26 protein-coding genes and 1 tRNA gene are annotated in these 26,352 nt (G+C 57.2%); 19 read left to right on the forward strand and 8 right to left on the reverse strand.

Annotation, left to right across the window (positions count from 1 at the left end):
* Window positions 1–46 precede the first annotated feature (46 nt).
* Both FHW16_RS06990 and FHW16_RS06995 read left to right on the forward strand, forming a co-directional pair.
* Complete coding sequence (locus FHW16_RS06990; protein ID WP_182548372.1) at window positions 47–508, forward strand: OsmC family protein; 462 nt, start codon at window positions 47–49, stop codon at window positions 506–508.
* A 12-nt stretch (window positions 509–520) separates the two neighbouring features.
* Window positions 521–715 (forward strand): glutathione S-transferase, encoded by a 195-nt coding sequence (locus FHW16_RS06995; RefSeq protein ID WP_182548373.1) that lies wholly within the window; start codon window positions 521–523, stop codon window positions 713–715.
* Between the two features lie 56 nt (window positions 716–771).
* Here FHW16_RS06995 and FHW16_RS07000 read toward each other — a convergent pair whose 3' ends face one another.
* Window positions 772–1,725 (reverse strand): DMT family transporter, encoded by a 954-nt coding sequence (locus FHW16_RS07000; RefSeq protein ID WP_182548374.1) that lies wholly within the window; start codon window positions 1,723–1,725, stop codon window positions 772–774.
* A gap of 218 nt (window positions 1,726–1,943) precedes the next feature.
* On the opposite strand from FHW16_RS07000, the gene FHW16_RS07005 reads away from it, so the two are divergent.
* Window positions 1,944–2,315 carry a hypothetical protein gene (locus FHW16_RS07005; protein WP_182548375.1) on the forward strand — a complete coding sequence of 124 codons (372 nt, stop codon included), beginning with the start codon at window positions 1,944–1,946 and terminating at the stop codon, window positions 2,313–2,315.
* Window positions 2,316–2,385: 70 nt separating this feature from the next.
* On the opposite strand, the gene FHW16_RS07010 is transcribed toward FHW16_RS07005, so the two are convergent.
* Window positions 2,386–2,461, reverse strand: a tRNA-Ala gene (locus FHW16_RS07010).
* A 164-nt stretch (window positions 2,462–2,625) separates the two neighbouring features.
* Complete coding sequence (locus FHW16_RS07015) at window positions 2,626–3,015, reverse strand: TIGR02300 family protein (RefSeq protein ID WP_182548376.1); 390 nt, start codon at window positions 3,013–3,015, stop codon at window positions 2,626–2,628.
* Between the two features lie 252 nt (window positions 3,016–3,267).
* On the opposite strand from FHW16_RS07015, the gene aroA reads away from it, so the two are divergent.
* The 4 genes from aroA (at window position 3,268) to rpsA (ending at window position 7,853) form a co-directional block, all read left to right on the forward strand.
* Entirely contained in the window at window positions 3,268–4,623 is a 1,356-nt protein-coding gene (aroA, locus tag FHW16_RS07020) for a 3-phosphoshikimate 1-carboxyvinyltransferase (RefSeq protein WP_182548377.1), read from the forward strand.
* Between the two features lie 7 nt (window positions 4,624–4,630).
* Window positions 4,631–4,984: a hypothetical protein gene (locus FHW16_RS07025; RefSeq protein WP_182548378.1), complete on the forward strand. Its 354-nt coding sequence runs from the start codon at window positions 4,631–4,633 to the stop codon at window positions 4,982–4,984.
* 394 nt (window positions 4,985–5,378) lie between these two features.
* Window positions 5,379–6,026: a (d)CMP kinase gene (cmk, locus tag FHW16_RS07030; RefSeq protein ID WP_348643869.1), complete on the forward strand. Its 648-nt coding sequence runs from the start codon at window positions 5,379–5,381 to the stop codon at window positions 6,024–6,026.
* A 126-nt stretch (window positions 6,027–6,152) separates the two neighbouring features.
* A complete protein-coding gene (gene rpsA, locus FHW16_RS07035) occupies window positions 6,153–7,853 on the forward strand; it encodes a 30S ribosomal protein S1 (protein ID WP_091879198.1) in 1,701 nt (566 codons plus the stop codon).
* Between the two features lie 75 nt (window positions 7,854–7,928).
* On the opposite strand, the gene FHW16_RS07040 is transcribed toward rpsA, so the two are convergent.
* The 3 genes from FHW16_RS07040 to FHW16_RS07050 all read right to left on the reverse strand — a co-directional run bounded on the left by FHW16_RS07040 (window position 7,929) and on the right by FHW16_RS07050 (window position 10,953).
* On the reverse strand, window positions 7,929–8,513 hold the full coding sequence (locus FHW16_RS07040; RefSeq protein WP_182548379.1) for a hypothetical protein: 585 nt from the start codon (window positions 8,511–8,513) through the stop codon (window positions 7,929–7,931).
* Between the two features lie 84 nt (window positions 8,514–8,597).
* Entirely contained in the window at window positions 8,598–9,596 is a 999-nt protein-coding gene (locus FHW16_RS07045) for a zinc-dependent alcohol dehydrogenase family protein (protein ID WP_182548380.1), read from the reverse strand.
* A 73-nt stretch (window positions 9,597–9,669) separates the two neighbouring features.
* On the reverse strand, window positions 9,670–10,953 hold the full coding sequence (locus tag FHW16_RS07050; protein WP_246711687.1) for an ABC transporter substrate-binding protein: 1,284 nt from the start codon (window positions 10,951–10,953) through the stop codon (window positions 9,670–9,672).
* Window positions 10,954–11,379: 426 nt separating this feature from the next.
* Here FHW16_RS07050 and FHW16_RS07055 point away from each other — a divergent pair, with 426 nt between their 5' ends.
* The 4 genes from FHW16_RS07055 to FHW16_RS07070 all read left to right on the forward strand — a co-directional run bounded on the left by FHW16_RS07055 (window position 11,380) and on the right by FHW16_RS07070 (window position 15,932).
* The gene (locus FHW16_RS07055) at window positions 11,380–12,456 is read left to right on the forward strand and encodes a LacI family DNA-binding transcriptional regulator (protein WP_348643859.1); all 1,077 of its coding nucleotides are present in this window, start codon (window positions 11,380–11,382) and stop codon (window positions 12,454–12,456) included.
* 141 nt (window positions 12,457–12,597) lie between these two features.
* Window positions 12,598–13,569: a tagatose kinase gene (locus FHW16_RS07060; RefSeq protein ID WP_182548382.1), complete on the forward strand. Its 972-nt coding sequence runs from the start codon at window positions 12,598–12,600 to the stop codon at window positions 13,567–13,569.
* A gap of 2 nt (window positions 13,570–13,571) precedes the next feature.
* Window positions 13,572–14,840: a D-tagatose-bisphosphate aldolase, class II, non-catalytic subunit gene (locus tag FHW16_RS07065; RefSeq protein ID WP_182548383.1), complete on the forward strand. Its 1,269-nt coding sequence runs from the start codon at window positions 13,572–13,574 to the stop codon at window positions 14,838–14,840.
* A gap of 123 nt (window positions 14,841–14,963) precedes the next feature.
* Complete coding sequence (locus tag FHW16_RS07070; RefSeq protein WP_182548384.1) at window positions 14,964–15,932, forward strand: complex I NDUFA9 subunit family protein; 969 nt, start codon at window positions 14,964–14,966, stop codon at window positions 15,930–15,932.
* Between the two features lie 57 nt (window positions 15,933–15,989).
* Here the strand turns inward: FHW16_RS07070 and FHW16_RS07075 are convergent, their stop codons facing one another.
* Window positions 15,990–16,796 carry an undecaprenyl-diphosphate phosphatase gene (locus FHW16_RS07075; RefSeq protein ID WP_182548385.1) on the reverse strand — a complete coding sequence of 269 codons (807 nt, stop codon included), beginning with the start codon at window positions 16,794–16,796 and terminating at the stop codon, window positions 15,990–15,992.
* 161 nt (window positions 16,797–16,957) lie between these two features.
* On the opposite strand from FHW16_RS07075, the gene FHW16_RS07080 reads away from it, so the two are divergent.
* From FHW16_RS07080 to FHW16_RS07090, 3 genes are read left to right on the forward strand one after another with little or no spacing between them, the layout of a single operon-like run.
* Window positions 16,958–17,650, forward strand: a complete 693-nt coding sequence (locus tag FHW16_RS07080) for a glutathione S-transferase family protein (RefSeq protein ID WP_112523090.1) — start codon at window positions 16,958–16,960, stop codon at window positions 17,648–17,650.
* On the forward strand, window positions 17,650–18,828 hold the full coding sequence (gene queG, locus FHW16_RS07085) for a tRNA epoxyqueuosine(34) reductase QueG (RefSeq protein ID WP_182548386.1): 1,179 nt from the start codon (window positions 17,650–17,652) through the stop codon (window positions 18,826–18,828). The genes FHW16_RS07080 and queG overlap by 1 nt, the downstream gene beginning before the upstream one ends.
* On the forward strand, window positions 18,828–19,697 hold the full coding sequence (locus FHW16_RS07090) for an SDR family oxidoreductase (protein WP_182548962.1): 870 nt from the start codon (window positions 18,828–18,830) through the stop codon (window positions 19,695–19,697). Before queG ends, FHW16_RS07090 begins: the two co-directional genes overlap by 1 nt.
* A 12-nt stretch (window positions 19,698–19,709) precedes the next feature.
* On the opposite strand, the gene FHW16_RS07095 is transcribed toward FHW16_RS07090, so the two are convergent.
* Window positions 19,710–20,750, reverse strand: coding sequence for a zinc-dependent alcohol dehydrogenase family protein (locus FHW16_RS07095; protein WP_182548387.1), 1,041 nt, complete (start codon window positions 20,748–20,750; stop codon window positions 19,710–19,712).
* Window positions 20,751–20,889: 139 nt separating this feature from the next.
* Here FHW16_RS07095 and mepA point away from each other — a divergent pair, with 139 nt between their 5' ends.
* From mepA to dapB, 5 genes are all read left to right on the forward strand, one after another.
* Window positions 20,890–21,885, forward strand: a complete 996-nt coding sequence (gene mepA, locus FHW16_RS07100; RefSeq protein WP_182548388.1) for a penicillin-insensitive murein endopeptidase — start codon at window positions 20,890–20,892, stop codon at window positions 21,883–21,885.
* 149 nt (window positions 21,886–22,034) lie between these two features.
* Window positions 22,035–22,427 carry a methylglyoxal synthase gene (locus tag FHW16_RS07105; RefSeq protein WP_182548389.1) on the forward strand — a complete coding sequence of 131 codons (393 nt, stop codon included), beginning with the start codon at window positions 22,035–22,037 and terminating at the stop codon, window positions 22,425–22,427.
* A gap of 44 nt (window positions 22,428–22,471) precedes the next feature.
* Window positions 22,472–23,500 carry a glucokinase gene (locus FHW16_RS07110; RefSeq protein ID WP_182548390.1) on the forward strand — a complete coding sequence of 343 codons (1,029 nt, stop codon included), beginning with the start codon at window positions 22,472–22,474 and terminating at the stop codon, window positions 23,498–23,500.
* 164 nt (window positions 23,501–23,664) lie between these two features.
* Entirely contained in the window at window positions 23,665–25,497 is a 1,833-nt protein-coding gene (locus tag FHW16_RS07115) for an ABC transporter ATP-binding protein (protein WP_182548391.1), read from the forward strand.
* Entirely contained in the window at window positions 25,494–26,318 is an 825-nt protein-coding gene (gene dapB, locus FHW16_RS07120; protein ID WP_246711630.1) for a 4-hydroxy-tetrahydrodipicolinate reductase, read from the forward strand. Before FHW16_RS07115 ends, dapB begins: the two co-directional genes overlap by 4 nt.
* Window positions 26,319–26,352 lie beyond the last annotated feature (34 nt).

Raw genomic sequence — 26,352 nt, forward strand, 5'->3', positions numbered from 1 at the left:
TTTGACAAGCTCCAGTCAATCCACCAACAGATTCGGGAAACGCCCAATGACCTCATTCAGCGCAACGGTTTTATGGAACCGTGCTACCGATGCCGTTTTTACAGACAACAAATATAGCCGGGCTCACGTCTGGCAGTTCGATGGCGGAGCGCAAGTGCCCGCCTCATCTTCCCCGCATATTGTCCGCCTGCCCTATTCGGCTGCTGAGAACGTTGATCCCGAGGAGGCCTTTGTCGCCTCTCTTTCCAGCTGCCACATGCTGTTCTTCCTGTCAGGCGCGGCCAAGACCGGATTCGTGGTTGATGAATATCGCGATGCGGCAAGCGGCGAACTCGGCAAGAATGACAGCGGCAAGCTCTTTGTCAGCAAGGTCGTCCTGAAACCGCGGGTACGCTATGCTGGCACCGCACCGGATCGTGCCACGGAAGAGCACCTGCATCATGAAGCGCACGAGCAATGTTTTATCGCCAATTCCGTACGAACCGATATCAGCGTCGATTTGACCTAGGAAGGGAACGTGATGTCTGAACTGAAAATCAGCGATGCGGTCAATGCAACGTGTCCTTGGTCGGGTGATCCTATCAAGGACGACAGTCTCACACTGTACAAAGGTGCCGTGGTGGGTTTCTGCAATCCGGGCTGTCGCGACAAATTCGAAAAGGCGGTCAATCATTTCGAAGAGGCATTGGCTCATCAAAGGCACGAAAGTATCTGACTTCACAGAGTCCGCCCATGGTTCGGCTGGTTCGGTGCAGCGAGAAGAGATATTCCTCAGACCGGATCACCGGAGCCGGTGACAATTGCCTCTACCGGCTCTTCCTTTATCCGGCCCTGACGCTTCAACTGCTGCTCCCGGAAGAAGATAAACAGGCCGGAGGCTACGATAAACCCTGAACCGATAAGCATGGGGAGGCGCGGCACGTCGCCGAACACCAGCCAGCCGAAGACGATGGCCCAGAACAAAAGCGTATACTGCAACGGCGCGACGGTTGCAGCATCGGCCATCTTGAGCGCGCGGTTGACCAGCATATGCGCAAGCATGGCGACAACACCGAGCACGCCCAGGAGGACCAGATCACGCGGGCTGACCGGCTTCCAGTCAAAATAGAGCGATCCGGCACCTGCAAGCCCGGCGCCGACAATCTGCCAGAACACCAGCGTCGTATCGGGAGTCCCGCGCAGGGAACGGCCCAGAAGCAACATCAGCGCAAAGGTCATACTGCCCAGAATCGAAATGATCGCTTGCGGGGTGAGGGCCTGTGAAGACGGCTCCAACGCGATGACAACACCAATGAAACCGACAATGATGGCACTCCAGCGCCGCCAGCCAACCGGTTCCTTCAGGACAAGTGGCGAAATCGCGGCAACATAGATCGGAGCGGCCAGCCAATAGGTCATCACATCGGCAAGCGGTAAATAGACCACGGCGAAATAGAAGGCGAAAATCTCGGCGGTCGAAGCGGCAACGCGGGCCAATTGCATGAAGGGCCGGTCGACCTGCATGACTTTTTTCGGCCCCGAAAACCAGAGAAACGGCGCCAGAACAATCAATGCGGCGATACTGCGGACAAACACCACCTGCCCGACGGAATAGGTCGAAACCAGCCATTTGCCCATCACGTCGTTCAGGGCGAACATCAGCATGCCGAGCAGCATCAGGAGCACGCCTGTGCGCGCCAGAGATGATTCGGGCGTTGCGGAAAGGGCAACCGGTCGGGCGGACATAGCAGTTTCCTCGATAGTGGTCTTTTTCATACTGCTTAGATTGATTTTGCCCGGCTAATCCAGTCGAAAACGGCAATCGCGACACATGGCAGCAAAAAAGTTCGGCACCATGGCATTCCCGTCGCATTTTGCCTTGACAGGACCTGACTGGAATAACCCCGGATTTGGGAATATAAATCCGCGAGCCTGATATATCGGCTCACAGAAAGAATATGCACATGCCACGCGTTTCGCAGCTATTCTTCAAGACCGCGACTGTCTTTTTTCTTGTCGGCATCATCTTGGGGCTTCAAATGGGCATATCGGGAAACCATGCGGCTTTCCCGGCACACGCGCATCTCAACCTGCTTGGATGGGTCAGCAGCGCCATATTCGGCATTTATTACGCGCTCAATCCGGTAAGGGCCCGGGGAAGACTGCCGATGATCCAGTTCGCTGTCTTTACGGCTGGCGTTGTCATCATGATTCCAGCGCTTTATTTTCTGTCTCTGGGCAATACGAATATGGAACCACTGGTCGGCATCGGCTCGTTTATCGTGCTTGCCGGCGTCCTTCTGTTCACCGCAGTGGTTTTTTCCACCGAGGCATGATTCGCAAAATGCCGGCCATGCGCGTGATGCACCAGGTTCGTTTACGGGAAACCGAATATTCCAGAGGATTTGGTGGAGCCAAGCGGGATCGAACCGCTGACCTCTTGCATGCCATGCAAGCGCTCTCCCAGCTGAGCTATGGCCCCATTCCATTAGCCGGTTTCGGCTAAGCCGGATAAATCCGGCTGGACAGTCGAACGGTCGGGAACCGTTCCGAGGCGGGTACATATCGCCCGCCGCAGAGAAGATCAAGGTCTATTCGCCGGATATTTCCGTTATTTTTCGGAAGAGCGAAAGACCTTGATAAAAATCAATTTTCGTCGTCTTCGCCAATGCCGCCGCCGAGGATATCGGTAACGTCATCATCTTCGTCTTCCTCGTCTTCAGCAAGGAACGTATCGTCATCATCGGCATCGTCGACTTCAACATCGACATCATCGCCCAGATCCGGCACATCGGCATCGGTGTCGCCATCAGCTTCTTCAAGCGAGACGAATACCGGCTTCTCCAGCGCAACGTCGACTTCTTCCGTCTCGACTTCTTCCTCTTCTTCGCGAGCGGAAGGAACGGTCGAATCAAAATAGCTCAGCGGATAGCTCTTACCCGTATAAGGGGAGACAATCGGATTGCGGTTCAGATCGTAGAATTTCTGACCTGTTTCAGGGTCAACTCGCTTGGTACCAAGTTTTGGATTTACCACGTTATGCCTCGTCTTCTGGCTGCGCCTGCATTCGGTATGCCATCGTCCAACCGTTTATGCCAGCGCTCATCAAATGGATTTCTGGTCCCATAAACGCAATTCAGCGCATTTGTCAAAGCCAAAACGACGAGAGATTGCTGTTCAGTCAAACTATGCATTTGCGAGATGACCGAACCGGCAAGCTGTGTTAGGAACGCCAGCGCCTATTGGCTCGACCTGAAACACCAACTTTCCCAGCGATCGACCTTACCCATGTCCCATTCTGCACTGCCCAAGCCCGCCACCGCCCGCCGCTCCAATGCCCTTAGCGGTGATATCCGGATTCCGGGTGATAAATCGATATCGCACCGGTCCTTCATGTTTGGCGGCCTCGCCTCGGGCGAAACCCGCATCACCGGACTGCTGGAGGGCGAGGATGTGATCAACACCGGCCGTGCCATGCGCGCAATGGGGGCGAAGATCGCCAAGGAAGGCGATGTCTGGATCATCCACGGCACCGGCAATGGCTGCCTTCTGCAACCGGAAGCGCCACTTGATTTCGGCAATGCCGGAACGGGCGCACGCCTCACCATGGGTCTTGTCGGCACCTATGCCATGGAAACCACATTCATTGGTGATGCGTCGCTGTCGAAGCGGCCGATGGGCCGCGTGCTCAATCCCTTGCGCGAAATGGGCGTTCAGGTGACCGCATCGGACGGCGATCGCATGCCACTGACCCTGCGTGGGCCCAAAGTTGCCGCGCCCATCACCTACCGGGTTCCCATGGCTTCGGCGCAGGTCAAATCCGCTGTGCTGCTGGCAGGCCTGAATGCACCTGGCATAACAACGGTCATCGAACCGGTCATGACGCGCGACCACACGGAAAAGATGCTACAGGGTTTCGGCGCCAATCTTTCTGTGGAAACCGACAAGGACAATGTCCGCCACATCCGCATCGAGGGCCAGGGCAAGCTGATCGGCCAGATCATCGATGTGCCCGGCGACCCGTCATCGACAGCGTTTCCGCTGGTCGCGGCCTTGCTCGTCCCCGGTTCGGATATAACCATTCGAAATGTGCTGATGAACCCGACCCGCACCGGGCTCATCCTGACCTTGCAGGAGATGGGCGCCAGCATTGAAATCCTCAATGCCCGCCTTGCGGGCGGCGAGGATGTCGCCGACCTCAGGGTCCGTGCTTCCGAACTCAAAGGGGTCAGCGTCCCTGCCCACCGTGCGCCATCGATGATCGATGAATATCCTGTGCTCGCCGTGGCGGCATCATTCGCCACCGGTGAAACGGTCATGAATGGGATCGAGGAATTGCGGGTCAAGGAATCGGACCGCTTGTCGGCCGTCGCCAACGGCCTCAAGGCCAATGGCGTCGATTGCACTGAAGGCCTCGAAACCCTGAGTGTTCGCGGCCGTCCGGATGGCACGGGCCTTGGCGGCGGAATGGTCGAGACTCATCTCGACCATCGCATTGCCATGAGTTTCCTCGTTATGGGCCTTGTCGCGGAAAAACCCGTGACCGTCGATGATTCGACCATGATTGCCACAAGCTTTCCGGAGTTCATGGGGATGATGACCGGCATGGGTGCCGAGATTTCAGAGCAGGAAACGCCAACCTGATACACGTATGAACGCGCTTTTTTCCGCCTTGACGGTTTATTTCCTTTATCTGATGTCGAGCATACCGTTCATCGTCTGGGCGGGACGAAGTGCCTATGGAGGAACAGTTTCCAGTGGATCACTGCGCCCATGGCCCGGCATTTTGAGCACGATCATGCGGGTCGTTCTTCCTTTGCTGTTGATCTTCCTCTATGCGTGGAATGTCTCCGACCGTTCCCGGTCAGGCATTTCCGGGATCGAAACGACAGGAGCAAGTGACTGGATGCCCTATCAGTTTTTGCTTCTGCCGCCCGCATTCGGTTCAATTGTCGGTTATGGTATAGGCTTCCTCATGGGCGCAAAGGCAAGAAACAGAGCGTGATGATCGAACCTGCTGTTCATTTGCAGAGTGTACTGAAAACGGCCGTGCCGCGGACAGGGGGTGTCTGATGTATTTTATTCTGACGTCTCTGGTTATTGTCAGCGTTTCCTATGCCATTGAACGGTTTGTGCTGAAGGTCCGCTTCGGACTGTTCGCCCTCCTGTTCTGGCTGTTCGTTTTCCAGTTCGGACTGATATTCGCCATCGATGCACTGCTGCAGAACATGTCCGCCTATCTGCCGGACTGGCTTACCGCGCTGGCAACGACGCTGGGCGGCTTTGCTTTCGTGACCATCGGCATCACTCCGTTGATTACCCTGGTACTCGCAGCGGCCTATTTGCTGTTTGCTCTCGGCAACTGGTTGTTTGACCGCGACGACAAGGACGATATCGATGTGCCGTCCCGTTTCACCATTGCCATCGACGGACCTGCCGCTTCAGGCAAGGGCACGCTGGCGCGGCGGATCGCCGATTATTACGGCTATCATCATCTCGATACGGGGCTGACTTATCGTGCCGTTGCCAAGGCACTGCTTGACGAGAACATGGCGCTTGATGACGAATTTCTGGCGGAGAAGGCTGCGCGCAGCATTGATCTTTCCAAACTCGACCGGACAGCGCTGTCGACCCACGAGGTGGGTGAGGCAGCATCCAAGGTGGCGGTCATGCCGGCTGTCAGGCGCGCCCTCGTTGCGTCACAGCAGGCTTTTGCCCAGCGCTCGCCCGGTACCGTGCTCGACGGACGCGATATCGGCACGGTGGTCTGCCCCGACGCGCCGGTGAAGCTTTATATCACGGCCTCTCCGGAAGCGCGGGCAAAGCGCCGTTTTGAAGAAATCAAATCAACGGACGGCAGTGTCCAGTATGAGGAGATTCTGGCTGATCTCACCCGCCGTGATGCGCGCGATATGGGCCGCACGGACTCGCCGCTCAAGCCCGCTGCCGACGCACACTTGCTAGATACGACGGAAATGGATATAGAGACCGCGTTTCTTGCTGCCAAAAAGCTGATTGATCAGGCTTTGGTGGGAAGCACGCATTAAACTAGCATCTGCAGCCAATCCACGCACCGGATTGCCCTCATAGGGCGGGTTGGCACGCAGATGAACCGTAACACGAACCACCGGTGCTGTGTCCGATGACTATGTCCGGACATATCAGGAGTATTTATGTCTCAAGCCAATCCAACGCGCGAAGATTTCGAAGCTCTTCTCGCCGAGTCCTTTGCCACCAATGACCTTGCTGAAGGTTATGTCGTCAAGGGCCGTATCGTCGCCATCGAAAAAGACATGGCGATCATTGACGCCGGCCTCAAGGTTGAAGGCCGCGTACCGCTCAAGGAATTCGGCGCGAAAGCCAAGGACGGCTCACTGAAGCCAGGCGATATCGTTGAAGTTTACGTCGAGCGTATCGAAAACGCCCTCGGCGAAGCTGTTCTGTCGCGTGAAAAAGCACGCCGCGAAGAGAGCTGGGTCCGTCTTGAAGAGAAATTCAACCGCGGCGAACGCGTCGATGGTGTTATCTTCAATCAGGTCAAGGGTGGTTTCACCGTCGATCTCGACGGCGCCGTAGCCTTCCTGCCACGCTCGCAGGTCGACATCCGTCCGATCCGCGACGTTACTCCGCTGATGCACAACCCGCAGCCCTTCGAAATCCTCAAGATGGACAAGCGTCGCGGCAACATCGTTGTTTCGCGTCGTACCGTTCTTGAAGAGAGCCGTGCTGAACAGCGCTCTGAAATCGTCCAGAACCTTGAAGAAGGTCAGGTCGTTGAAGGCGTTGTCAAGAACATCACCGACTACGGTGCGTTCGTTGATCTCGGCGGCATCGATGGTCTGCTGCACGTGACTGACATGGCATGGCGCCGCGTCAATCATCCGTCGGAGATCCTGAACATCGGCCAGACGGTCAAGGTTCAGATCATCCGTATCAACCAGGAAACACATCGTATTTCGCTCGGCATGAAGCAGCTCGAAAGCGATCCTTGGGATGGTATCGGTGCGAAGTACCCGATCGGCAAAAAGATCACCGGTACAGTTACGAACATCACCGACTATGGTGCATTCGTCGAAATCGAGCCAGGCATCGAGGGCCTTATCCACGTTTCAGAAATGTCCTGGACAAAGAAGAACGTGCATCCGGGCAAGCTGCTCTCGACCACTCAGGAAGTCGAAGTCGTTGTTCTCGAAGTGGATCCGGTCAAGCGCCGCATCTCTCTCGGCCTCAAGCAGACCCTCGACAACCCATGGACGACCTTCGCAGACAAGTTCCCTGTCGGCACGATCGTCGAAGGCGAAGTCAAGAACAAGACCGAATTCGGCCTGTTCATTGGCCTCGACGGCGATGTGGACGGCATGGTTCACCTCTCCGACCTCGACTGGAACCGTCCAGGCGAACAGGTCATCGAAGAGTACAACAAGGGTGACGTCGTCAAGGCGCAGGTTCTCGATGTTGACGTCGAGAAGGAACGCATCTCGCTCGGCATCAAGCAGCTCACAGGCGACAAGGTCGGTGAAGCAGCAACCTCAGGTGAACTGCGCAAGAACGCCGTCGTAACCGTTGAAGTTACCGGCATCACCGATGGCGGCCTCGAAGTTCGTCTGGTTGACCACGATCTCGACTCGTTCATCCGTCGTGCGGATCTTTCCCGCGATCGCGACGAACAGCGTCCGGAGCGCTTCACGGTTGGCCAGAAGGTTGACGCTCGCGTCATCGCCTTCGACAAGAAGACCCGCAAGCTGCAGGTCTCCATCAAGGCGCTGGAAATCGCTGAAGAGAAGGAAGCCGTTGCACAGTACGGTTCGTCCGACTCGGGCGCTTCGCTGGGCGACATCCTCGGTGCCGCACTGAAGAAGCAGGAAAAGAACTAAGCTTTTTCTGACGTTTCAGATTGAAACAAAGAACCCGCCGGTCTCACGACCGGCGGGTTCTTCTTTGAATGACGCTCAGATCGTATCGAACTGGATCAGGATGAAGACAATCTGGCAGATGAGCGCGAGGCCGAGCAGCACCAGCTGCGTTTTCTGTTCGCGCAGATAGATCGCAGCACCGCAGACCACGATCAGGAACAGATTGCGGAAGGGATATTCCGGCCCGAGCGAGTGAAAATGCTCCCGGCCTTTCATTGCTGTGTCGGCAAAATCGACGACGAATATCGCCATGAGAATGCCAAAGAACCAAGCGCGGCGTGACATGAAATAGTTCTCGTAGCCCGAATACCCCTCCATGCTGTCCGGAAACAGCAGGCCACAGGCGAGGAAGTGCAGGCTGGCGTAGAAAATAACGAAGAGATACGCCTCGAATTTCCACACCAGTGTCTGGTGCAGATAAAATTCAAACCACCAGAAGTGGACGACTGTCAGAAACGTGAAAAATACCCAGCCTAGATGAACCGGATAGATGTTCTTGCGCAACGGATGTTGAATAATGCGGGCAAGGCCTGTCAACAACCGTGAAATACTGAGGCCGAGAATGATGCCGATGATGACGCGTACATGAGTAAAGACCTCCGGGCTTGGAACACCTTCCATTGCACACTCTCCTCTCGTACCGATTCATGCTGATCGAGAGTTTATGCTACCCAAGTCTTATCCCGATGCAAATCTCGTCGTGAATCATTTGGTCGAGAACTGTACTTTCATCGTTTGCGGTGTTGCTGCACCTTTCGAGAAATAGGGGAGTATCTCATCAAGCGGCAGGCGGTGGGATATGAGCTTCGCCATCATTCCATTATCATTGTGGAGTATGGCTAGCGCATCGGGAATATTGCGGTTGAGCGAATGGGAACCGACAAGACTGATCTGGCGGCGGAAAATCTCGAATGGTGCGATTTGGATGCGTGCATCCGGTGCGCTGACCCCGAAGACCAGCGCGGTGCCACCATCGGCCGTGTAAGCGATCATCTCTTCTACGACTCGCGCAATACCCGTTGCATCGGCAACGAAATCAAATGCCTTTTTCTGGTTTTCCAGAGCGACCGAACCCGATCTGACGGGTTTCAACCCAAGCGATTGCGCGAAGCTCAACCGGCTTTCGTTTATATCTGCGACACTGACATCATCAACACCCTGCGCCTTGAGCGACAAAGCCATGAGCAACCCGATTGGTCCGGCACCGAACACAAGGGCGTTCTCAGCGTGGGTGGCATGGACATTACCAAGCCCATTCAGCACACAAGCCAACGGTTCAGCCAGCGCAGCGACGTGGAAAGGCAGTTGGCCAATAGTATGCAGATGGTCGACCTTTACCGCACTGTATTGTGCAAACCCGCCGTTGCGTGACACGCCATAGGCTTCCAGGGTCTCGCAGAGATTGGTGAGACCTTTGCGACAGGAACGGCATTTGCCGCAAGGAATATTGGGGTCGACGGCAACACGGTCGCCGGGTCGCCAGTTCGTAACATCTTCGGCAACCGCTTCGACGATGCCCGCATATTCATGTCCCGGCACCAGCGGAAAAGCACTGTTGCCGTATCGTCCATGGAGAACGTCGATATCCGTATGGCAAAGACCAGATGCCATGACCCGTACCAGCGCATGTCCCGGCGCAAGTTCCGGTTCCTTGAGATCGGCCAAACCGGCAATGCCCAACCCAGTGAAATGAATGGCTTTCATCGTAAGCCCATCCTGTGCGCGGCGTTTAAAGGGGGTGGTTCGCACGTCGGCCGTGCGAACCACGATTACCGGACTACTTGATATAGCCGGCGCGGGTCATAATTTGCTCAACCTGCCGCTGACCGGAGTCCAGCGCCTGATCCACAGTTTGCGTTCCCGCAAGCGCCGATGATATGAGCTGGCCGATCGTTGTGCCGAAAGCCTGGAACTCGGGAATGGCGACGAACTGCACCCCGGTATAGGGCACGGGATCCTTCGTAGGCTTTGTCGGGTCGGCGGCCATGATGGATTTCAGAACAGTTGCGGCGAACGGCGCAGCTTTCTGGTATTCCGGGTTGTCATAGGTAGACTTGCGCGTTCCCGGCGGCACCGCAACCCAGCCTTCGCTGGCGGCTACCCGTTTGACATACTCCTTTGACGTCGCCCATTTCACAAAGGATTTGGCCGCGTCCACTTTCTTGGACGTGGCGGGAATGGCGAGAGTCCAGGCCCATGACCAGCCGGCACCATTGGGAGTCACCTGAACCGGTGCACGTGTAAATGCCACCTTATCCGCGACCTTGCTCTGCTTGGGATCGAAAACACGACCGGCCGCAGATGTAGCGTCGATCCACATGGCACAGTGACCGGTTGCGAAAAGCGCCTGATTTTCATTGAAGCCATTGGAGGTCGCGCCGGGCGGCCCATAATTCTTCATCAGATCGACATAGGTTGTCACCGCCTGCTTCCACGGCGCCGAATTGATCTGCGGCTTCCAGTCCATGTCGAACCAGCGTCCGCCATAGGTGTTGATCATGGTTCCCAGGAACGCCATGTTCTCACCCCACCCGGCCTTGCCGCGCAGGCAGATGCCATACTGTTCTTTCGACTTGTCCGTCAGTTTGGCGGCAAATTCCTTGATCTGGTCATAGGTGGGCTGGTCGGGCATGGTCAGGCCGGCCGCATCGAAAAGATCCTTGCGATAGAGCGTGAAGGAACTCTCCGTGTAGAACGGAACCGCATAGAGCTTGCCATCCACGGTCAGGCCCTTCTTGATCGGGTCGAGCAGATCGGCATAGTCATAATCGTCGCCGAGATCATCCACCGAAGCCAGCCATCCCGACTTGCCCCAGATCGGCTCCTCATATCCGCCAATGGTCAGGATATCGAACTGACCGCTCTTTGTAGCGATGTCGGTTGTAACGCGCTGACGCAGCACGTTTTCTTCCAGAACCACCCAATTGAGTTTGTTGCCCGTCGCCTTCTCCCATTCAGGCGACAGTTTCTGCATCACGATCATATCGGCATTGTTGACGGTCGCGATGGTTAATTCTTCCGCAGACGCAGTGCTGGCAAAAACGCCGATAGCGGCGGTCATGAGCAACAGATGCGTTGCCCTTCTCAAGGTAACGCTCATTTCTTTTCCTCCTCCAAGGTCAACACTAAAATTTACGCACGTAAACTTAAATTAATCAACAGATAAAAATAAAAATTCCTGCATACGAAACCCACGTTAAGGTTTAAGAAATGTGGCAACAAGCCAACAATTGGTATCATGGTTACGGGCCCGCAAATGTGACATAGGAAGGAACAGGATCTTGTTTCATTCGTTGAAAATCATTCAGAAGCGAACAGAAACGAAGAATTGCTGCGGATTAATCCGGATTTTAACGCATGCGAGAGAACTGTAAATTTTGGTTGACCGCGCTGTCGTGAATCAATCATGGGTGACGATAGCCCAAGTATCAAGTAGCAATGGCTGTGAATTGTCCTGCGACAATTTCTTCAAGGGCACGACGACGTTATGCGAAGAGACGGAACGATCGTGAAAGGAATATACGCGGTGAAAAAGACAATCAGAACAATGGAAGACTTTTCCGCGTTCGTGGGACTGTCACGGCCAACCGTATCGAAATACTTCAACGACCCCAATTCCGTACGCAAGAAGACCCGTGAGATCATCGAGGCCGCCGTCAAGCAATCCGGCTTCCGCCCCAATATTTTCGCGGTCAATCTCAATCGCCGCCGCACCAATATCCTCGGGATCATCATCCCGAATTCGACGGATCCGTTCTACACAGCCCTCACCCGCCGTATCGAGGGCATTGCCGAACAGGCGGGTTATCTCGCCTTTGTTCTCAGTTCCGACGGCAAACCGGAGCTCGAAGAACGCGCAATCGAAACATTCAAGTCGATGAATGTTGCCGGCTCGATCATCGCACCGCTTGGCGTGCAGTCGCATCAGGAAAAGCTGTTGAAGCTCGGCGAGTCGATCCCGATGATCTATGTGGACTCTCCGTTGGATACGGTCTCGCCCTTTGTCGGGACCAATAATCGGCAAAGCTTCCAGCTCATTGTCGATTACCTCACACGCTCCGGCGATGCGCCCTGCTATTTCGGTATGCCGCCTGTCAACAGCAATGCGTTTGAACGGCGTGAAGCCTATAGCGAGGCGATGGAGAGCCTCAGCCTCGAACCGCGGATCATCGAAGTGGAGCAGGCCGCCGACTGGGATTTTGAGAAATCCGCTTTCGACGCAACGATCCAGATTCTGCGCAATGGCGGCTTTCCAACCAAAACAGTGCTTTGCGCCAACGACCGTGTGGCATTCGGCGTGATCGCCGCGGCCTTTCAGCTCGGCGTGAAAGTCGGGCGCGGTGATGATTGCGCTTTGCGTGTCGCCGGCCATGACGACCAACCCCTCTCACGCTATATGTGTCCGCCCCTGACGACCGTCGCCCAGAACTACAATGAAATCGGCAGGCTCGCCGCTGCCCTGTTGTTTCACAAGCTCGGTGAACACCAGGATTCAAAATTCGAGCTGCCCGCCAATGAGCGAATCTTACTGAATGCAGAAATCATGCTGCGCATGTCCGCCTGACCCTCGGGTTAGCCGATACAACCACTCAGTCAAAACTTGTCGCGCGTAAAGATTTATTTGTTGACACGGAAATAATAGAGCTTATCAGTTTGTGCCGAGCGTATTGACGTTTCAAGCGCGAGACAACAGGCAGATATCGACATGACCTCTTCTCTGGCCCCCGAAAACCTCGGCCCGACCATCACCGTTGGCGAGATCCTCGTCGAGATCATGGCAACCACGATCGGCAAGGGTTTTCTCGATGCGCAGCCGTTGATCGGGCCTTTTCCCAGTGGTGCGCCGGCTATCTTTATCGATCAGGTGGCCAAACTCGGTGCACAGGCCGGTATCATTGCCGCTGTTGGCAATGATGATTTTGGACGCCTGAATGTCGAACGCCTGCGCGATGACGGTGCGGATGTATCGGCGATTGCCGTCAGCCCCGATTTTCCGACGGGGAGTGCCTTCGTGCGCTATGCGAACGATGGCACGCGGGATTTTGTCTACAATATCGCCCGCAGCGCCGCTGGCGAAATCAAACTGACGGATGCAGCCAAGTCTCTGATCACGCGCGCCGGCCATCTGCATGTGATGGGTTCTGCACTGTCAATTCCCGCCGTATGGCCCATAATCAATTTCGCTTTGCAGGACATCAAGAAGCGTGGCGGCACGCTCTCTGTCGACCCCAATATGCGCAAGGAACTGGCCGCCGGTGAAGAGACAGGACGCCAATTCGCGACTCTTCTCAAAGCAACAGACCTGCTCCTGCCATCGGGCGATGAACTCTTTGTTGCCTGCCCCGCATCCTCGGAAAGTGAAGCGATCGGAAAGCTCCTGGCTTCCGGCATATCTGAAATCGTGATGAAACGGGGCCAGAAGGGCTCCGCGCTCGTTACAAAGACGGGCAGCATCAGTCGCCCGGCGTTCATTGTCGATGAAGTCGATCCGACCGGCGCGGGCGACTGCTTTGGCGCCACATATCTTACCTGCCGCCGTCTTGGCCATTCAGCGGAACAAGCACTCGACTATGCCAATGCCGCCGGCGCCCGCAATGTTACTTATCGCGGCCCCATGGAAGGCACCTCAACCTTTCGGGAGCTCGACCAGTTCATTGCCGCGACACCAAGGAAATAAGCATGTTCAAATCCCTCTCCCAATTGGCCAGCGCGCACCGGCGTAGCGAGAATGCCGGCGTTACGTCGGTATGTTCTGCCCATCCGCTTGTGATCAGGGCAGCGTTGCGGCGCGGCAAGCTGCATGGGCAGATCGTGCTCATCGAGGCGACATGCAATCAGGTCAATCAATACGGCGGCTACACGGGCATGACGCCGGTCGATTTTGTCGTCTTTGTCGAAGCGATTGCCCGGGAAGAAGACTTTGACCGTGACAGGTTGATTTTCGGCGGAGATCATCTTGGTCCCAATCCATGGCGCCAGCTGCCCGCCGAAGAGGCCATGGCCAAAGCGGAAGCCATGGTCATCGATTATATCCAGGCCGGTTTCACCAAGATTCATCTGGATGCCAGCATGGGCTGCGCCGGCGAACCGCCTGCCCTTGATGATGACGTAACAGCCAAGCGCGCCGCACTGCTCGCCAAGGCAGCCGAGCGGGCCGCGAAGGCAAGCGGTTTTGCCCTGCCGAACTATATCATCGGTACGGAAGTGCCTGTTCCCGGCGGCGCCGATCATGAACTCACCGAGGTTACGCCAACCGGTCCCGATGCGGCACGGCACACGATTGCGGTGCACCGGGCACGGTTTGCCAGCGAAGGGCTTCAGGATGCCTTTGACCGTGTCATTGGAATTGTCGTCCAGCCCGGCGTCGAGTTCGGCAACGAAAATGTTGTCGAGTACAGGCCTGAGCAGGCAGTCGCCCTGACAAAACTGCTCGATAGCGAGCCGCAATTCGTATTCGAAGCCCATTCCACCGACTACCAGACCGTCGAATCGCTTTCCGCACTTGTGCGCGACGGATTCCCGATCCTCAAAGTCGGACCCGGCCTGACCTTTGCGTTGCGCGAAGCTCTTTACGGCCTCGACCTGATCGCGTCGGAACTGGACGAGACTTATGGTGAACGCTCGCTCGCCCACGCCTTGGAGCGTCTCATGCTGGAAAAGCCGGGGCATTGGGCATCACACTATCATGGAGCAGATGACACCCTCCATGTTCAGCGTCATTACAGCTACAGCGACCGCATCCGCTACTACTGGACCGAACCTGAGGCCGTTGCTGCGGTCAATACTCTGATGACCGCGCTCAACGGCCGCGACATCCCGGAAACCCTGCTGCGGCAGTTCCTGCCTGGTCTTCCTGTTCGTCCGGCGGACCGGAGCAATCCGGAGGCTATCCTGATCGCCGCTATCGATCGCGTGCTTGCGGATTATGCTGCTGCATGCGGCTGGTGATCGCCATCCCCCGGTGAAGCGCGGCAACGCGCCGCGAGACCTGCTGTCGATCAACTCTTTGCCTTCGCAGCAAAAGGCTTTAAACAGCAAGGGAATATAGGACGATTTCCATAGGAGTGCCTGATGACAATCACGAAGCCAAAACTTGTCACGATTTTCGGAGGCTCGGGTTTTGTCGGTCGTCACGTTGTGCGGGCCCTGACCAAACGCGGTTACCGCGTTCGCGTTGCCGTCCGCCGGCCCGATCTTGCCTTTCATTTGCAGCCTTTGGGCGGCGTAGGCCAGATTCAGGCGGTTCAGGCCAATCTGCGCTACCGCTGGTCAATCGACCGGGCTGTTGCGGGTTCGGACCACGTCATCAATCTCGTCGGCATTGCCTATGAAAGCGGCGCCCAGCGCTTCAGCACAGTGCATGAGTTCGGCTCCCGCGCCGTAGCAGAAGCCGCCCGCGCTGCCGGTGTTCCGCTGACGCACATGTCCGCACTCGGTGCCGACGCCCATTCTGCTTCGCTGTATGCCAGCACCAAAGGCCGGGCTGAAGCAGCCGTACACGAGACACTGCCTGATACGGTGATCATCCGCCCGTCCGTCGTATTCGGACCTGAAGACGATTTCTTCAACCGATTTGCCGGCATGGCGCGCATCTCGCCCTTCCTGCCGCTGATCGGCGGCGGCAAGACCCGGTTCCAGCCTGTTTACGTCGGCGACCTGGCAGAGGTTTTTGCCCGCTCGGTCGACGGCTCGCTGAAATCCGGCGAGGTTTATGAACTGGGTGGTGCAGAAGTATTGACGTTCCGCCAGTGCATGCAGGAAACCCTGCGTGTCATCGGGCGCAAACGCCTGCTGATCTCCATTCCGTGGTGGGTTGCCAAACTTCAGGGCTCCATTCTTGGCCTTCTGCCAAAGCCGCTTCTGACAAAGGATCAGGTGATCCTTTTACAGAAGGACTCGGTAGTGTCCGAAGCGGCAAAGAAAGAACATCGCACATTGGAAGGCCTGGGCATTCAGCCGCAAACGATCGAGACGATCCTGCCCTCCTATCTCTGGCGCTTCCGTGTGCAGGGACAGTATTCGAGCCAGAAACCCGCCTGATTTCGGCAGTACTGGCTCAAAAAGGAAACCCCGGTCAAGGCCGGGGTATTTTTTGTCCTACTTCGCCAGGATGAGGGCAATGAGGCCGATTGTGCCGACAATCACCCGCCAGTAGGCAAACAAAGCAAACCCGTGGCGCGAGACGTAGTCCAGAAGATAGCGCACGACAAACACACCTGAGATAAAGGCCGCAACAAAGCCAATTGCGATCAGGGATGCATCGTTGAAGGTCAGAACATCGCGGTTCTTGAAGAGATCATAGGCGAAGGCTCCCGCCATGGTCGGCATGGCCAGAAAGAACGAGAATTCAGCGGCGGAGCGCTTGTCCGTGCCGAGCAGAAGCGCGCCGACGATGGTCGAGCCGGAACGGGATGTTCCCGGGATCATGGCGAGGCACTGGATAAAACCGATCTTCAGGCACAGCGACAGCGGAAAATCCATCACATTGGTATAACGCGGCTTCAGGTCGAGCCGGTCGACCCAGAGCAGGATGATACCGCCGATGATCAGCATGACGCAGATCAGCATGGGTGATTCAAACAGCACGGTCTTGATGAAGCCGTGGGCAAAGATACCAATGACGACGGCGGGAAGAAATGCGACCAGCACGCCCACAACAAAACGCCGCGTGCGCGCATCACTGGGCAAATCCCGGGCAATTTTCAGAAGGCGGCCGAAATACACGGTCAAGATGGCGAGGATAGCGCCGAGCTGGATCAGAACCTCGAATGTCTTGCCGTTGGATTCAAAGCCGAGGAAATGACCGGCGAGCAGCAAATGGCCCGTGGAGGAGACCGGTATAAACTCTGTTAACCCTTCCAGCAATCCGAGAAAAAGGGCTTCGACAATTGTCTGTGATTCCATGATTATAACTTTCCATGGTGATCCCGGTCCGGATGATCACGCGCTGTTTGCTTGTCTCACGCCGCGGTTACGCCTATAGGTTTGGCATAGACTCAAGGCAGCCGAGCAATACGCTGCCCCCTGATAAAATGCCAGTTCGAAAGATTTATGAAACACCTGCCATGTTGACGCTTTTTCATCATCCGATGTCCACCGGTTCGCGCTATGCCCGGCTTATCCTCAACGAATACGATATTGAAGTTGAGCTGATCGAGGAAAACAGCTGGTCGAGGCGCAAGGAGTTTCTGGCGCTCAACCCGGCTGGCACGCTGCCCGTTCTTCTGGCGGAAGGGGATGTTCCCGTTGCCGGTGCCACGGTGATATCCGAATATATCGACGAGACTCGCGGCGCTTTGAAGCGCAGCCGCCGCCTGTTTCCGGAGGATTCGCTTAACCGCGCCGAAGTGCGCCGTCTGGTCGACTGGTTCCTGATCAAGTTTGAAAATGAAGTGACGCGGCATATGGCGCGCGAGCGCATTTTCAAACTGCACATGACCGCCGAACAGGGCGGCGGCGCACCGGATTCCACCGCTATCCGTGCAGCCCGAGCAAACATTACCCAGCACATGAAATATATCGACTGGCTCACCGCTACCCGCAACTGGCTGGCTGGCCCAACACCAAGCTATGCCGATATGGCTGCGGCTGCCTCGATTTCCATCCTTGATTATCTCGGTGAGATAAAGTGGGCGGAATACAAGGCCGCACGGGACTGGTACACCCGGATGAAATCGCGCCCGTCTTTCCGGCCGCTGCTCTCGGACCGCGTACGCGGCCTGCCGCCATCATCCCATTACGGCGATCTGGACTTCTGATGCTGCCCGCGGATTCGAAAGCCGCGACTCGTCCAGGGCCAAAAGCGCCGTCCCATCGGCTGAAGGAATTCATACTTGAAGAGGCCCGCGCAGCGGGCTTTGATCTTGTCGCCATCACGCGGCCGGATGCCATTCCGCTTGCAGAAGAGCGCTTGCGCCAGTATCTGGAGAAAGGCCGCCACGCCAGCATGGCGTGGATGGAGGAAACGGCGGAGCGGCGCGCTAATCCCGAAACATTATGGCCCGACGTCCGTTCCATCATCGTCCTTGCCATGAACTACGGACCAGACAGCAATCCTCTGGCCATCCTGTCCCGGAAGGACAAGGCGGCCATCTCTGTCTATGCGCAGAACCGCGATTATCACGACATCATCAAGGGCAAGCTGAAGGGTGTCGCCAGCCGTCTCACCTCCCGAATGGCGGGGGAGAGCGTCAAGGTCTTCGTTGACACGGCACCCGTGATGGAAAAGCCGCTCGCCGAGGCAGCCGGGCTTGGCTGGCAGGGCAAACACACCAATCTTGTCAGCCGCAGCCATGGTTCCTGGCTGTTTCTGGGCACGATCTTCACCACAGCAGAACTCGAAGCGGATGGGCGGGATGTCGATCATTGCGGGTCCTGCCAGGCCTGTCTGGATATCTGTCCGACCAATGCCTTTCCGGCACCCTATCAACTGGACGCACGGCGTTGCATCTCGTACCTGACCATCGAGCACAAAGAACCGATTGCGTTCGAATTCCGCAAGGCCATGGGCAACCGCATCTACGGCTGCGACGATTGCCTTGCGATCTGCCCTTGGAACAAATTCGCCGAGACAGCGCGGGAAGCAAAGCTGCAGGCACGGGACGATCTGAAGGCACCCGACCTTGCAACATTTCTGACGCTTGACGACCCCGGCTTTCGCGCCCTCTTCTCCGGCTCACCGATCAAACGTATCGGGCGAGATCGCTTCATGCGCAATGTGCTGATCGCCTGCGGCAACTCGGGACAAGCCAATCTGGTTGCATTGATCGAAGGACATCTCGACGATCCGGCACCCGTCGTGCGCGGCGCCGCCATCTGGGCGCTTGGAGAGCTTGTCGATACGGAGCATTTTGCTACTCTGCAAATACGCTATGCTGCGCAGGAAAGTGATGCCAGTGTACTGACTGAATGGCGCAATGCAGGAAAGAAACAATGATGCGGATTTTTCTCTTCGGGGCCGGTTATTCAGCCCGCGCTTTTGCCCGGATCATGGCTGACACCACGGATTTCATCGGCGGAACCACGCGCGACAGCGACAAGCTTGCGGCGCTCAAACAGGATGGCATTACCCCGTTCCTGTTTCAGGGCACCCATGCCTCGCAGGAAATCGTCAGCGCACTGGAAGACGTGACTCATATTGTCATTTCCACTTCACCGGGCCAGACCGGCGATCCCGTCTATGCGCAGTTCGGTGATACGATCCGCTCCGGCATGCCGAAACTCAAATGGATCGGCTATCTTTCCACGGTCGGCGTTTATGGTGACTACGGCGGCGCCTGGGTCGATGAAACCACGCCCTGCCATCCGGTTTCGGCCCGCTCCGTCGAAAGGGTCGATGCGGAGCAGGATTGGCAGAAACTTGCTGATGAGCACCGGGTGCCGCTGGCGGTTCTACGGCTCGGCGGTATTTACGGGCCGGGCCGCAATGCATTCGTCAACCTTGCCAATGGTACCGCGCGGCGGCTCAACAAGGCAGGGCAGGTGTTCAACCGTATTCATGTGGATGATATCGCCGGGGCCCTGCGTTTCCTGGCAGAACGCAATGAGGCCGGTGTGTTCAACGTGACCGATGACGAACCGGCACCACCGCAGGATGTGGTTGCCTATGCGGCAGAGTTGATGGGCATCGAGCCGCCCGCGGAATCGCATTTCGAGACCGCCGAGCTTACACCGATGGCGCGCTCGTTCTATGGCGAGAACAAGCGTGTCTCCAACGCACGTCTCAAGAAGCTTGGCTTTGCCTTCCGCTATCCTGATTATGGAACAGCTTTTTCAACGATGTGGCGCGACGGAAGTTGGCGCTAGTCAAAAGTCTTTCTAGAATTGCGTTACCACACTGATGCCGGTTCCCTCGAACCGGTCCATGGCCATGAGTGCTGCGGGCGCTTCATTGAGAGCGAGGTGCTTTCCGATGAGCTTTTGCGGCGCAAGCCTGCCGTTCGCCAGCATGTCCATCAAAGCCTTGTAGCGAAAAGCCTGCATGCCGTGGCTGCCAAGGATTTCCAGTTCATAGGCGATAACCTTGTCCATTGGTATTGGCGCCCTGGCGTGCTCGCCCAGCATCAGGCCCACCTGCACGTGACGGCCGCGGCGACGCAGATTGGCGATTGAATTGAAGCAGGTCGACGGATGGCCCAGCGCATCGATCGACACATGGGCTCCACCCTTGGTGAGTTCCTTTACGGCGCCGACGATATCCTTCTGGCCGGAACCATTCACGGTCGCAACGGCACCGAGCGCGCGCGCAAAGGCGAGCTTTTCCTCGGTGAGATCGATCGCAATGACATTGGCACCCATGGCCGTCGCAATCATGATCGCGGACAGACCGACACCGCCGCAACCGTGTACAGCCACCCATTCGCCGGGTTTCACCCTGGCCTGATCCACCACCGCCCGAAATGATGTAACAAACCGGCAACCGAGACTTGCTGCCGTGGCGAAATCCAGCGTATCGGGCAAACCGACCAGATTGGTATCGGCGAAATCCACGGCGACATATTCGGCAAAGGAACCCCATGCGGTAAATCCCGGCTGGAACTGATGTTCGCAGACCTGATGGTTGCCGGAATTGCACTCGAAACAATGCCCGCACCCGCCGACAAACGGCACGGTGACCCGGTCACCGATCTTCCATTGGGTCACGTGCCTGCCGATGGCCTGAATGGTTCCCGCAAGCTCGTGACCGGGCACATGCGGTAGCTGAATATCAGGGTCATGCCCCATCCAGCCATGCCAATCACTGCGGCACAGGCCCGTCGCTTCGACCTTGATGACCACACCCGCCAGCGCCGGTGCCGGATCGGCGACCGTCTGAATGGACGGTGCTTGGCCGAATTGCTCGAAGACGACTGCTTTCATGATAAACGCTTTCATTCGAATCAGGGAAAGGCGGGTGCCTCGGCAGCATATTGCGACTTTCGCGCGAATCTGGCCATCATAAAGCCCGGATTCCTGAAGCAATTTGCAGGAATTGCCTCTCGTTTGGTGGACAGCGGTCATGAAATCAAGAAGCCTGATGCGGCTTGCGCTTGCGGCGCTCCTGTCATTTTCCGGAGTGGCAAATGTTTTTGCAGAAGACGGACCAGCCAAACAATTGTTCGGCGCGGCCAGACTGCCGTCGCTTGGCGTTCCGCAATCGGCGGGCTTCTACGCCAAGGGCTGTCTTGCCGGTGGCGTCGCTCTGCCCGTTGATGGTCCGACCTGGCAGGTCATGCGTCTGTCGCGCAACCGCAATTGGGGTCACCCGCGCATGATTGCCCTGCTGGAGCGGCTGTCACGCGATGCCTCAGCCAAGGACGGATGGCCGGGACTGCTTGTCGGGGATATCTCGCAGCCGCGCGGCGGTCCGATGCTGACGGGTCACGCCTCGCATCAGGTCGGTCTCGATGCCGACATCTGGCTCACACCCATGCCGAAAGCCCGTTTCAACACCGACCAGCGCGAAAAGGTTGAAGCCAAATCCATGCTCAAGGGTGACACGCTGTATGTCGACCCGAACAAATGGACGCCCGCTCATGCGGCGCTTTTGAAACGGGCAGCGGGCTATCCCGAAGTTGAGCGCATCTTTGTTCATCCGGGCATCAAGAAAAAGCTCTGCGAGACGGTGCAGGGTGATCGCAGCTGGATGGCAAAAATCCGCCCCTATTGGGGACATTTCTATCACTTCCATGTCCGTATCAAGTGCCAGCCGGGCTCGCCCAACTGCAAACCGCAGGAGCCAATCGGCACATCTGACGGTTGCGACAAGTCACTGGCCTGGTGGTTCACCGATGAACCATGGCGGAAAGCGCCCGAGCCGACCAAGCCTGTTAAGCCCAGGATCACGATGCTGTCAGACCTGCCAAAGGCCTGCGCGCAAATCCTGGATGCGCCGGGGCCGCAATCAATCGATCAGGTCACCTATGGTCTGGACGCAAACGGTGCATCAGTCAGTGACCTGCCTGATGAGCCGGTGGCGATACCCCTTCCGAAGCAGCGGGCGAAGGCAAACTGACCCGGTATCCAGAGAACGCGCCGCCTTCGCCCGAAAAGTGGCAAGGCGGCACCGGTTCAGGTCTTTTTTGCCTTCGGTCTTTTCAGGCGGGCATGAATTGAGTATAGGGTTTCAATCGATTTAAGGCCAAGATCCAGAGCAGCCCTTCCATGAAACAGCCTTTCCGCCTCGCGCTGATCGCCCATGACCAGAAAAAGGATGACATGGTGGCTTTCGCGCGCGCCTACGAGGCTTTGCTCGCATCCTGTTCCATCGTGGCTACGGGGACGACCGGCGGTCTGATTCAGGGCGCGTGCCCGTCGCTGCAGATCACGCGGGTCAAGAGCGGTCCGCTGGGCGGCGACCAGCAGATCGGAGCGCTGATCGCCGAAGGCCTGATTGACGGGCTGATTTTCTTTGTCGATCCGCTGTCGCCTATGCCGCACGATGTGGACGTGAAGGCACTGATGCGGCTTGGCATTGTCTACGACATTCCTATGGCCTTGAACCGGGCTACAGCCGAGGTTCTTGTGCAAAAGAAGGGTTTGCTGCGCGCCGATTGACGGTTAAGCATGACGCAGCACGATTGAGATTGGGGACGGAATTTATGGTTACTTCAGCAGACACCGATTGCATCATGAAATTTCCGATCCTGGTTGGAGATATCGGTGGCACCAATGCGCGCTTTGCCATTCTAGTCGATGCCTATGCAGAACCGAAAGAGTTCCCCATCATCCAGACTGCGGATTTCGAGACCATCGACGAGGCCATCCAGACAGGCATCCTCGACCACACATCCATCCAGCCGCGCTCGGCTGTCCTGGCGATCGCCGGACCGGTGGAAGGCGACGAGATCGACCTCACCAATTGTGCCTGGGTCGTCAAGCCGCGCCAGATGATGGAAACGCTCGGTCTTTCCGACATTACCGTTCTCAATGATTTCGAAGCACAGGCGCTTGCCGTGGTCTCGCTTGAACCGAAGCATCTGGAAAAGCTGGGTGGCGGTGATGGCGATCCCCACGGCAGCCGTGCGGTTCTCGGACCCGGCACCGGCCTCGGCGTTGCCGGCATGGTTCGCTCGCGCAACAGCTGGGTCCCCGTTCCCGGCGAAGGCGGCCACGTCGACATGGGCCCGCGCACGGCGCGCGATCTCGAGCTTTTCCCGCATATCGAACATATCGAGGGGCGCATTTCCGGCGAGCAGCTTTTGTGCGGCCGCGGTTTGCAGAACATCTACCGCGCCATCTGCAAAGTTGCCGGCACGGAAGCCAAATTGCAGACTCCTGCAGATATCACCGCAGCAGGCCTGTCCGGCGAATCTGCCGAAGCGAAGGAAACCCTGTCGCTGTTCGTCACCTATCTCGGTCGACTTGCCGGCGATTTCGCACTGACATTCATGGCACGCGGCGGTGTCTATCTCGCTGGCGGCATCGTGCAAAAGATCGTTGCACCGCTCAAGGACCCGGCTTTCCGCGAGGCCTTCGAGGACAAGGCGCCGCACCGCGAAATCCTGAGCGAGACGCCCGTCTACATCATCACGCACCCGCTTGCGGCCCTCAGCGGGCTGTCGGCATTCTCGCGCACGCCCTCCCGGTTTGGTGTGGCGACTGAAGGCCGCCGCTGGCGCAAGGATTAGGGTTTTCGTGGGGACGCAAGCGCAACACCTGCCATGTCCGTTCATAACGATGGCCAAAACCGATAGGCAAGGCAGAGCAATAAGGTTATAGGGTCAGCTTGAAGAAGGCGCGATCACTCAAAACCGTTGCCTGAAAGCTTGATACGAACGAGTTGCCGTCCGTCATGAATGATCAGACCAAGAAGAAGAAAATCGATCCGAACGAAGCGCGCCGCGTCATCGGACGCGTTTTGAATGAGAACCTTCGAGATCACAGATCATCCTATGCCATCGCGATTGTGGCGATGCTGGGCGTCGCGTGCACAACGGCATTCGTGGCCTATATCTTCAAGGACGTGATCAACAAGATCTATTATGAGAGACGCGAAGAACTGATTATCCCGATCAGCGTTGGCATTCTCTTCGCCTTCGTCATTCGCGGCGTTGCCACCTATACCCAATCCGTTGTCATGGCGAAGATCGGCAACAACATCATTGCACGTTATCAGCACCGGATCTTCGATCACCTGATGAAGCTCGGCCTCGATTTCTATCATGATACGCGCTCTGCCCAGCTTGCCGCGCGGATCAACCAGAACGTTGCGGGTGTGCGCGAACTCATGGACATCACCGTGACAACGATCGGCAAGGATATTCCGACACTCGTTGCGCTGGTGAGTACGATGGTCATTCTTGATCCGCTCCTGTCGCTTTTTGCCCTGCTGATCGGACCGCCCGTCATCCTGACGGTGCGCTATCTGGCCAAGCGCCTGCGCAGTATCCACCGCGAATCCGTCCAGGTAAACTCGCACCTTCTCGGCGCCATGCAAGAGGCAACACAGGGTATTGCCATCGTCAAGGCATTCACGATGGAAGACCAGTTGCGCAACAAGATCAGCCAGTTGATCAGGCGTGCCGAGGAGCGTGCCAACAAGATCGCACGGGTTTCGGAACGGACCACCCCGATTACGGAACTGATTGCCGGTATCGCCATCGGATCAATGATTATCTACACGGGCTACCGCGCGGTCAACAATATGGAGCCACCCGGCGCCATGTTCGGCTTCATGACCGCCGTCTTGCTGGCCTATGATCCCGTCCGCCGTCTGGCACGGGTTCAGGTGGGGCTGGAGCGGTCACTGGTCAATGCGCGCATGTTCTTCGAAATACTCGACATTGAGCCCCGTCAGGCCGACAGCATCGGGGCGGTGCCGATTACAGTGCCAACCGGCGAAGTACAGTTCGACAACGTACGCTTCAGCTATGGCAATGAAATACCTGTGCTGCACGGCATCAGCTTCAAGGCTGAAGCCGGCAAGACCACGGCGATCATAGGCGCATCCGGTGCGGGCAAATCAACACTGATCGGCCTTGTCCAGCGTTTCTATGACATCGACAGCGGGCGCATTCTCATCGACGGGCAGGATATCGCCTATGTCAGCAAGAAGTCCCTGCGCCAGTCAATCGCCTATGTCTCTCAGCAGCCCTATCTGTTCGAAGGCACCATCGCCGACAATATCCGCTATGGCCGTCCTGATGCCACCGATGAAGAGGTGATCGAGGCCGCAAAGCTTGCCAATGCCGATGAGTTCATCCGCCAGCAACCCCAGAGTTACGGCACCGAGGTCGGCGAGAATGGCGTTACGCTCTCCGGCGGCCAGCGCCAGCGTCTGTCCATTGCCCGCGCCATCGTCCGCAACGCCGCCATTCTCCTGCTCGACGAGGCCACCTCAGCCCTCGACAATGAATCGGAGAAACGCGTCCAGCAGGCACTGGAACATGTGATGCAGGGACGCACGACCATCGTCATCGCGCATCGTCTCTCGACCATCGTCAATGCCGACCACATCGTCGTGATGGAAGCCGGACGCGTGGTCGAGGAAGGCGTGCACGAAACCCTGCTCGACGTGCCCAACGGCATCTATGCGCGCTTCTATCAGTTGCAGGGCAAGGAAGAGTCGCCCATCATCGATGACAGCCAAGAGCAGCCCACGCCAGTAACAGGAACGGCCGAATGACCGATACATCCGCAATGAAGCTTGCCGTGGTCGGTGCCGGTGGCCGTATGGGCCAGACATTGATCCGTGCGATCCAGGCAATTGACGGCGCTGTCCTGGCCGGTGCCATCGAACGCCCGGGTTCACCGCATATCGGCCAGGATGCAGGTGAAATCGCCGGTGTCGGCCATCTCGGCATTCCTGTCACTGACGACGCCCTTTCGGTGTTCGTCGGCGTTGAAGGTGTGCTTGATTTTACCGCTCCGGCCGCGACTGTCGCGTTTGCGGAACTTGCAGCGCAGGCGCGTATTGTCCACGTCATCGGAACAACGGGCTGTTCCCCTGAGGATGATGCCAAAATACGCGCTGCGGCGCGGCACGCGGCAATCGTCAAGTCGGGCAATATGAGCCTCGGCGTCAATCTTCTCGGCGTACTGGTAAAACAGGCTGCCAAGGCCCTGGGTGCAGACGATTTCGATATCGAGATTCTCGAAATGCATCACAAGCACAAGGTCGATGCGCCTTCAGGCACGGCATTGCTGCTGGGCGAGGCAGCGGTCGCAGGGCGCAACATTTCGCTGGCCGATCACAGCGTGCGGGTACGCGACGGGCATACGGGCCCGCGCGAGAACGGCACCATTGGCTTTGCATCCCTGCGCGGCGGTTCCGTCGTCGGGGACCATTCGGTCATTTTGGCAGGACCGGGCGAGCGCATCACCCTTTCCCACCATGCCGAAGACCGCACGATTTTTGCCCGAGGCGCGGTCAAGGCAGCGCTTTGGGGCAAAGGCCGCAAGCCTGGCCTCTATTCGATGCTCGACGTACTTGGCCTCAACACCTGATTTACCCGAACCGGTTTCCCCGTCCAACAGGAGT

Origin of the sequence: Phyllobacterium myrsinacearum, from assembly GCF_014138285.1 — a bacterium.
Classification (GTDB): Bacteria; Pseudomonadota; Alphaproteobacteria; order Rhizobiales; family Rhizobiaceae; genus Phyllobacterium; species Phyllobacterium myrsinacearum_A.

Coding starts and splice junctions, on each gene's coding strand:
- FHW16_RS06990 (WP_182548372.1), top strand. CDS start 47: ATGACCTCATTCAGCGCAACGGTTTTATGGAACCGTGCTACCGATGCC.
- FHW16_RS06995 (WP_182548373.1), top strand. CDS start 521: ATGTCTGAACTGAAAATCAGCGATGCGGTCAATGCAACGTGTCCTTGG.
- FHW16_RS07000 (WP_182548374.1), bottom strand. CDS start 1,725: ATGTCCGCCCGACCGGTTGCCCTTTCCGCAACGCCCGAATCATCTCTG.
- FHW16_RS07005 (WP_182548375.1), top strand. CDS start 1,944: ATGCCACGCGTTTCGCAGCTATTCTTCAAGACCGCGACTGTCTTTTTT.
- aroA (WP_182548377.1), top strand. CDS start 3,268: ATGTCCCATTCTGCACTGCCCAAGCCCGCCACCGCCCGCCGCTCCAAT.
- FHW16_RS07025 (WP_182548378.1), top strand. CDS start 4,631: ATGAACGCGCTTTTTTCCGCCTTGACGGTTTATTTCCTTTATCTGATG.
- rpsA (WP_091879198.1), top strand. CDS start 6,153: ATGTCTCAAGCCAATCCAACGCGCGAAGATTTCGAAGCTCTTCTCGCC.
- FHW16_RS07040 (WP_182548379.1), bottom strand. CDS start 8,513: ATGGAAGGTGTTCCAAGCCCGGAGGTCTTTACTCATGTACGCGTCATC.
- FHW16_RS07045 (WP_182548380.1), bottom strand. CDS start 9,596: ATGAAAGCCATTCATTTCACTGGGTTGGGCATTGCCGGTTTGGCCGAT.
- FHW16_RS07050 (WP_246711687.1), bottom strand. CDS start 10,953: ATGACCGCCGCTATCGGCGTTTTTGCCAGCACTGCGTCTGCGGAAGAA.
- FHW16_RS07055 (WP_348643859.1), top strand. CDS start 11,380: ATGCGAAGAGACGGAACGATCGTGAAAGGAATATACGCGGTGAAAAAG.
- FHW16_RS07060 (WP_182548382.1), top strand. CDS start 12,598: ATGACCTCTTCTCTGGCCCCCGAAAACCTCGGCCCGACCATCACCGTT.
- FHW16_RS07065 (WP_182548383.1), top strand. CDS start 13,572: ATGTTCAAATCCCTCTCCCAATTGGCCAGCGCGCACCGGCGTAGCGAG.
- FHW16_RS07070 (WP_182548384.1), top strand. CDS start 14,964: ATGACAATCACGAAGCCAAAACTTGTCACGATTTTCGGAGGCTCGGGT.
- FHW16_RS07075 (WP_182548385.1), bottom strand. CDS start 16,796: ATGGAATCACAGACAATTGTCGAAGCCCTTTTTCTCGGATTGCTGGAA.
- FHW16_RS07080 (WP_112523090.1), top strand. CDS start 16,958: ATGTTGACGCTTTTTCATCATCCGATGTCCACCGGTTCGCGCTATGCC.
- queG (WP_182548386.1), top strand. CDS start 17,650: ATGCTGCCCGCGGATTCGAAAGCCGCGACTCGTCCAGGGCCAAAAGCG.
- FHW16_RS07090 (WP_182548962.1), top strand. CDS start 18,828: ATGCGGATTTTTCTCTTCGGGGCCGGTTATTCAGCCCGCGCTTTTGCC.
- FHW16_RS07095 (WP_182548387.1), bottom strand. CDS start 20,750: ATGAAAGCAGTCGTCTTCGAGCAATTCGGCCAAGCACCGTCCATTCAG.
- mepA (WP_182548388.1), top strand. CDS start 20,890: ATGAAATCAAGAAGCCTGATGCGGCTTGCGCTTGCGGCGCTCCTGTCA.
- FHW16_RS07105 (WP_182548389.1), top strand. CDS start 22,035: ATGAAACAGCCTTTCCGCCTCGCGCTGATCGCCCATGACCAGAAAAAG.
- FHW16_RS07110 (WP_182548390.1), top strand. CDS start 22,472: ATGGTTACTTCAGCAGACACCGATTGCATCATGAAATTTCCGATCCTG.
- FHW16_RS07115 (WP_182548391.1), top strand. CDS start 23,665: ATGAATGATCAGACCAAGAAGAAGAAAATCGATCCGAACGAAGCGCGC.
- dapB (WP_246711630.1), top strand. CDS start 25,494: ATGACCGATACATCCGCAATGAAGCTTGCCGTGGTCGGTGCCGGTGGC.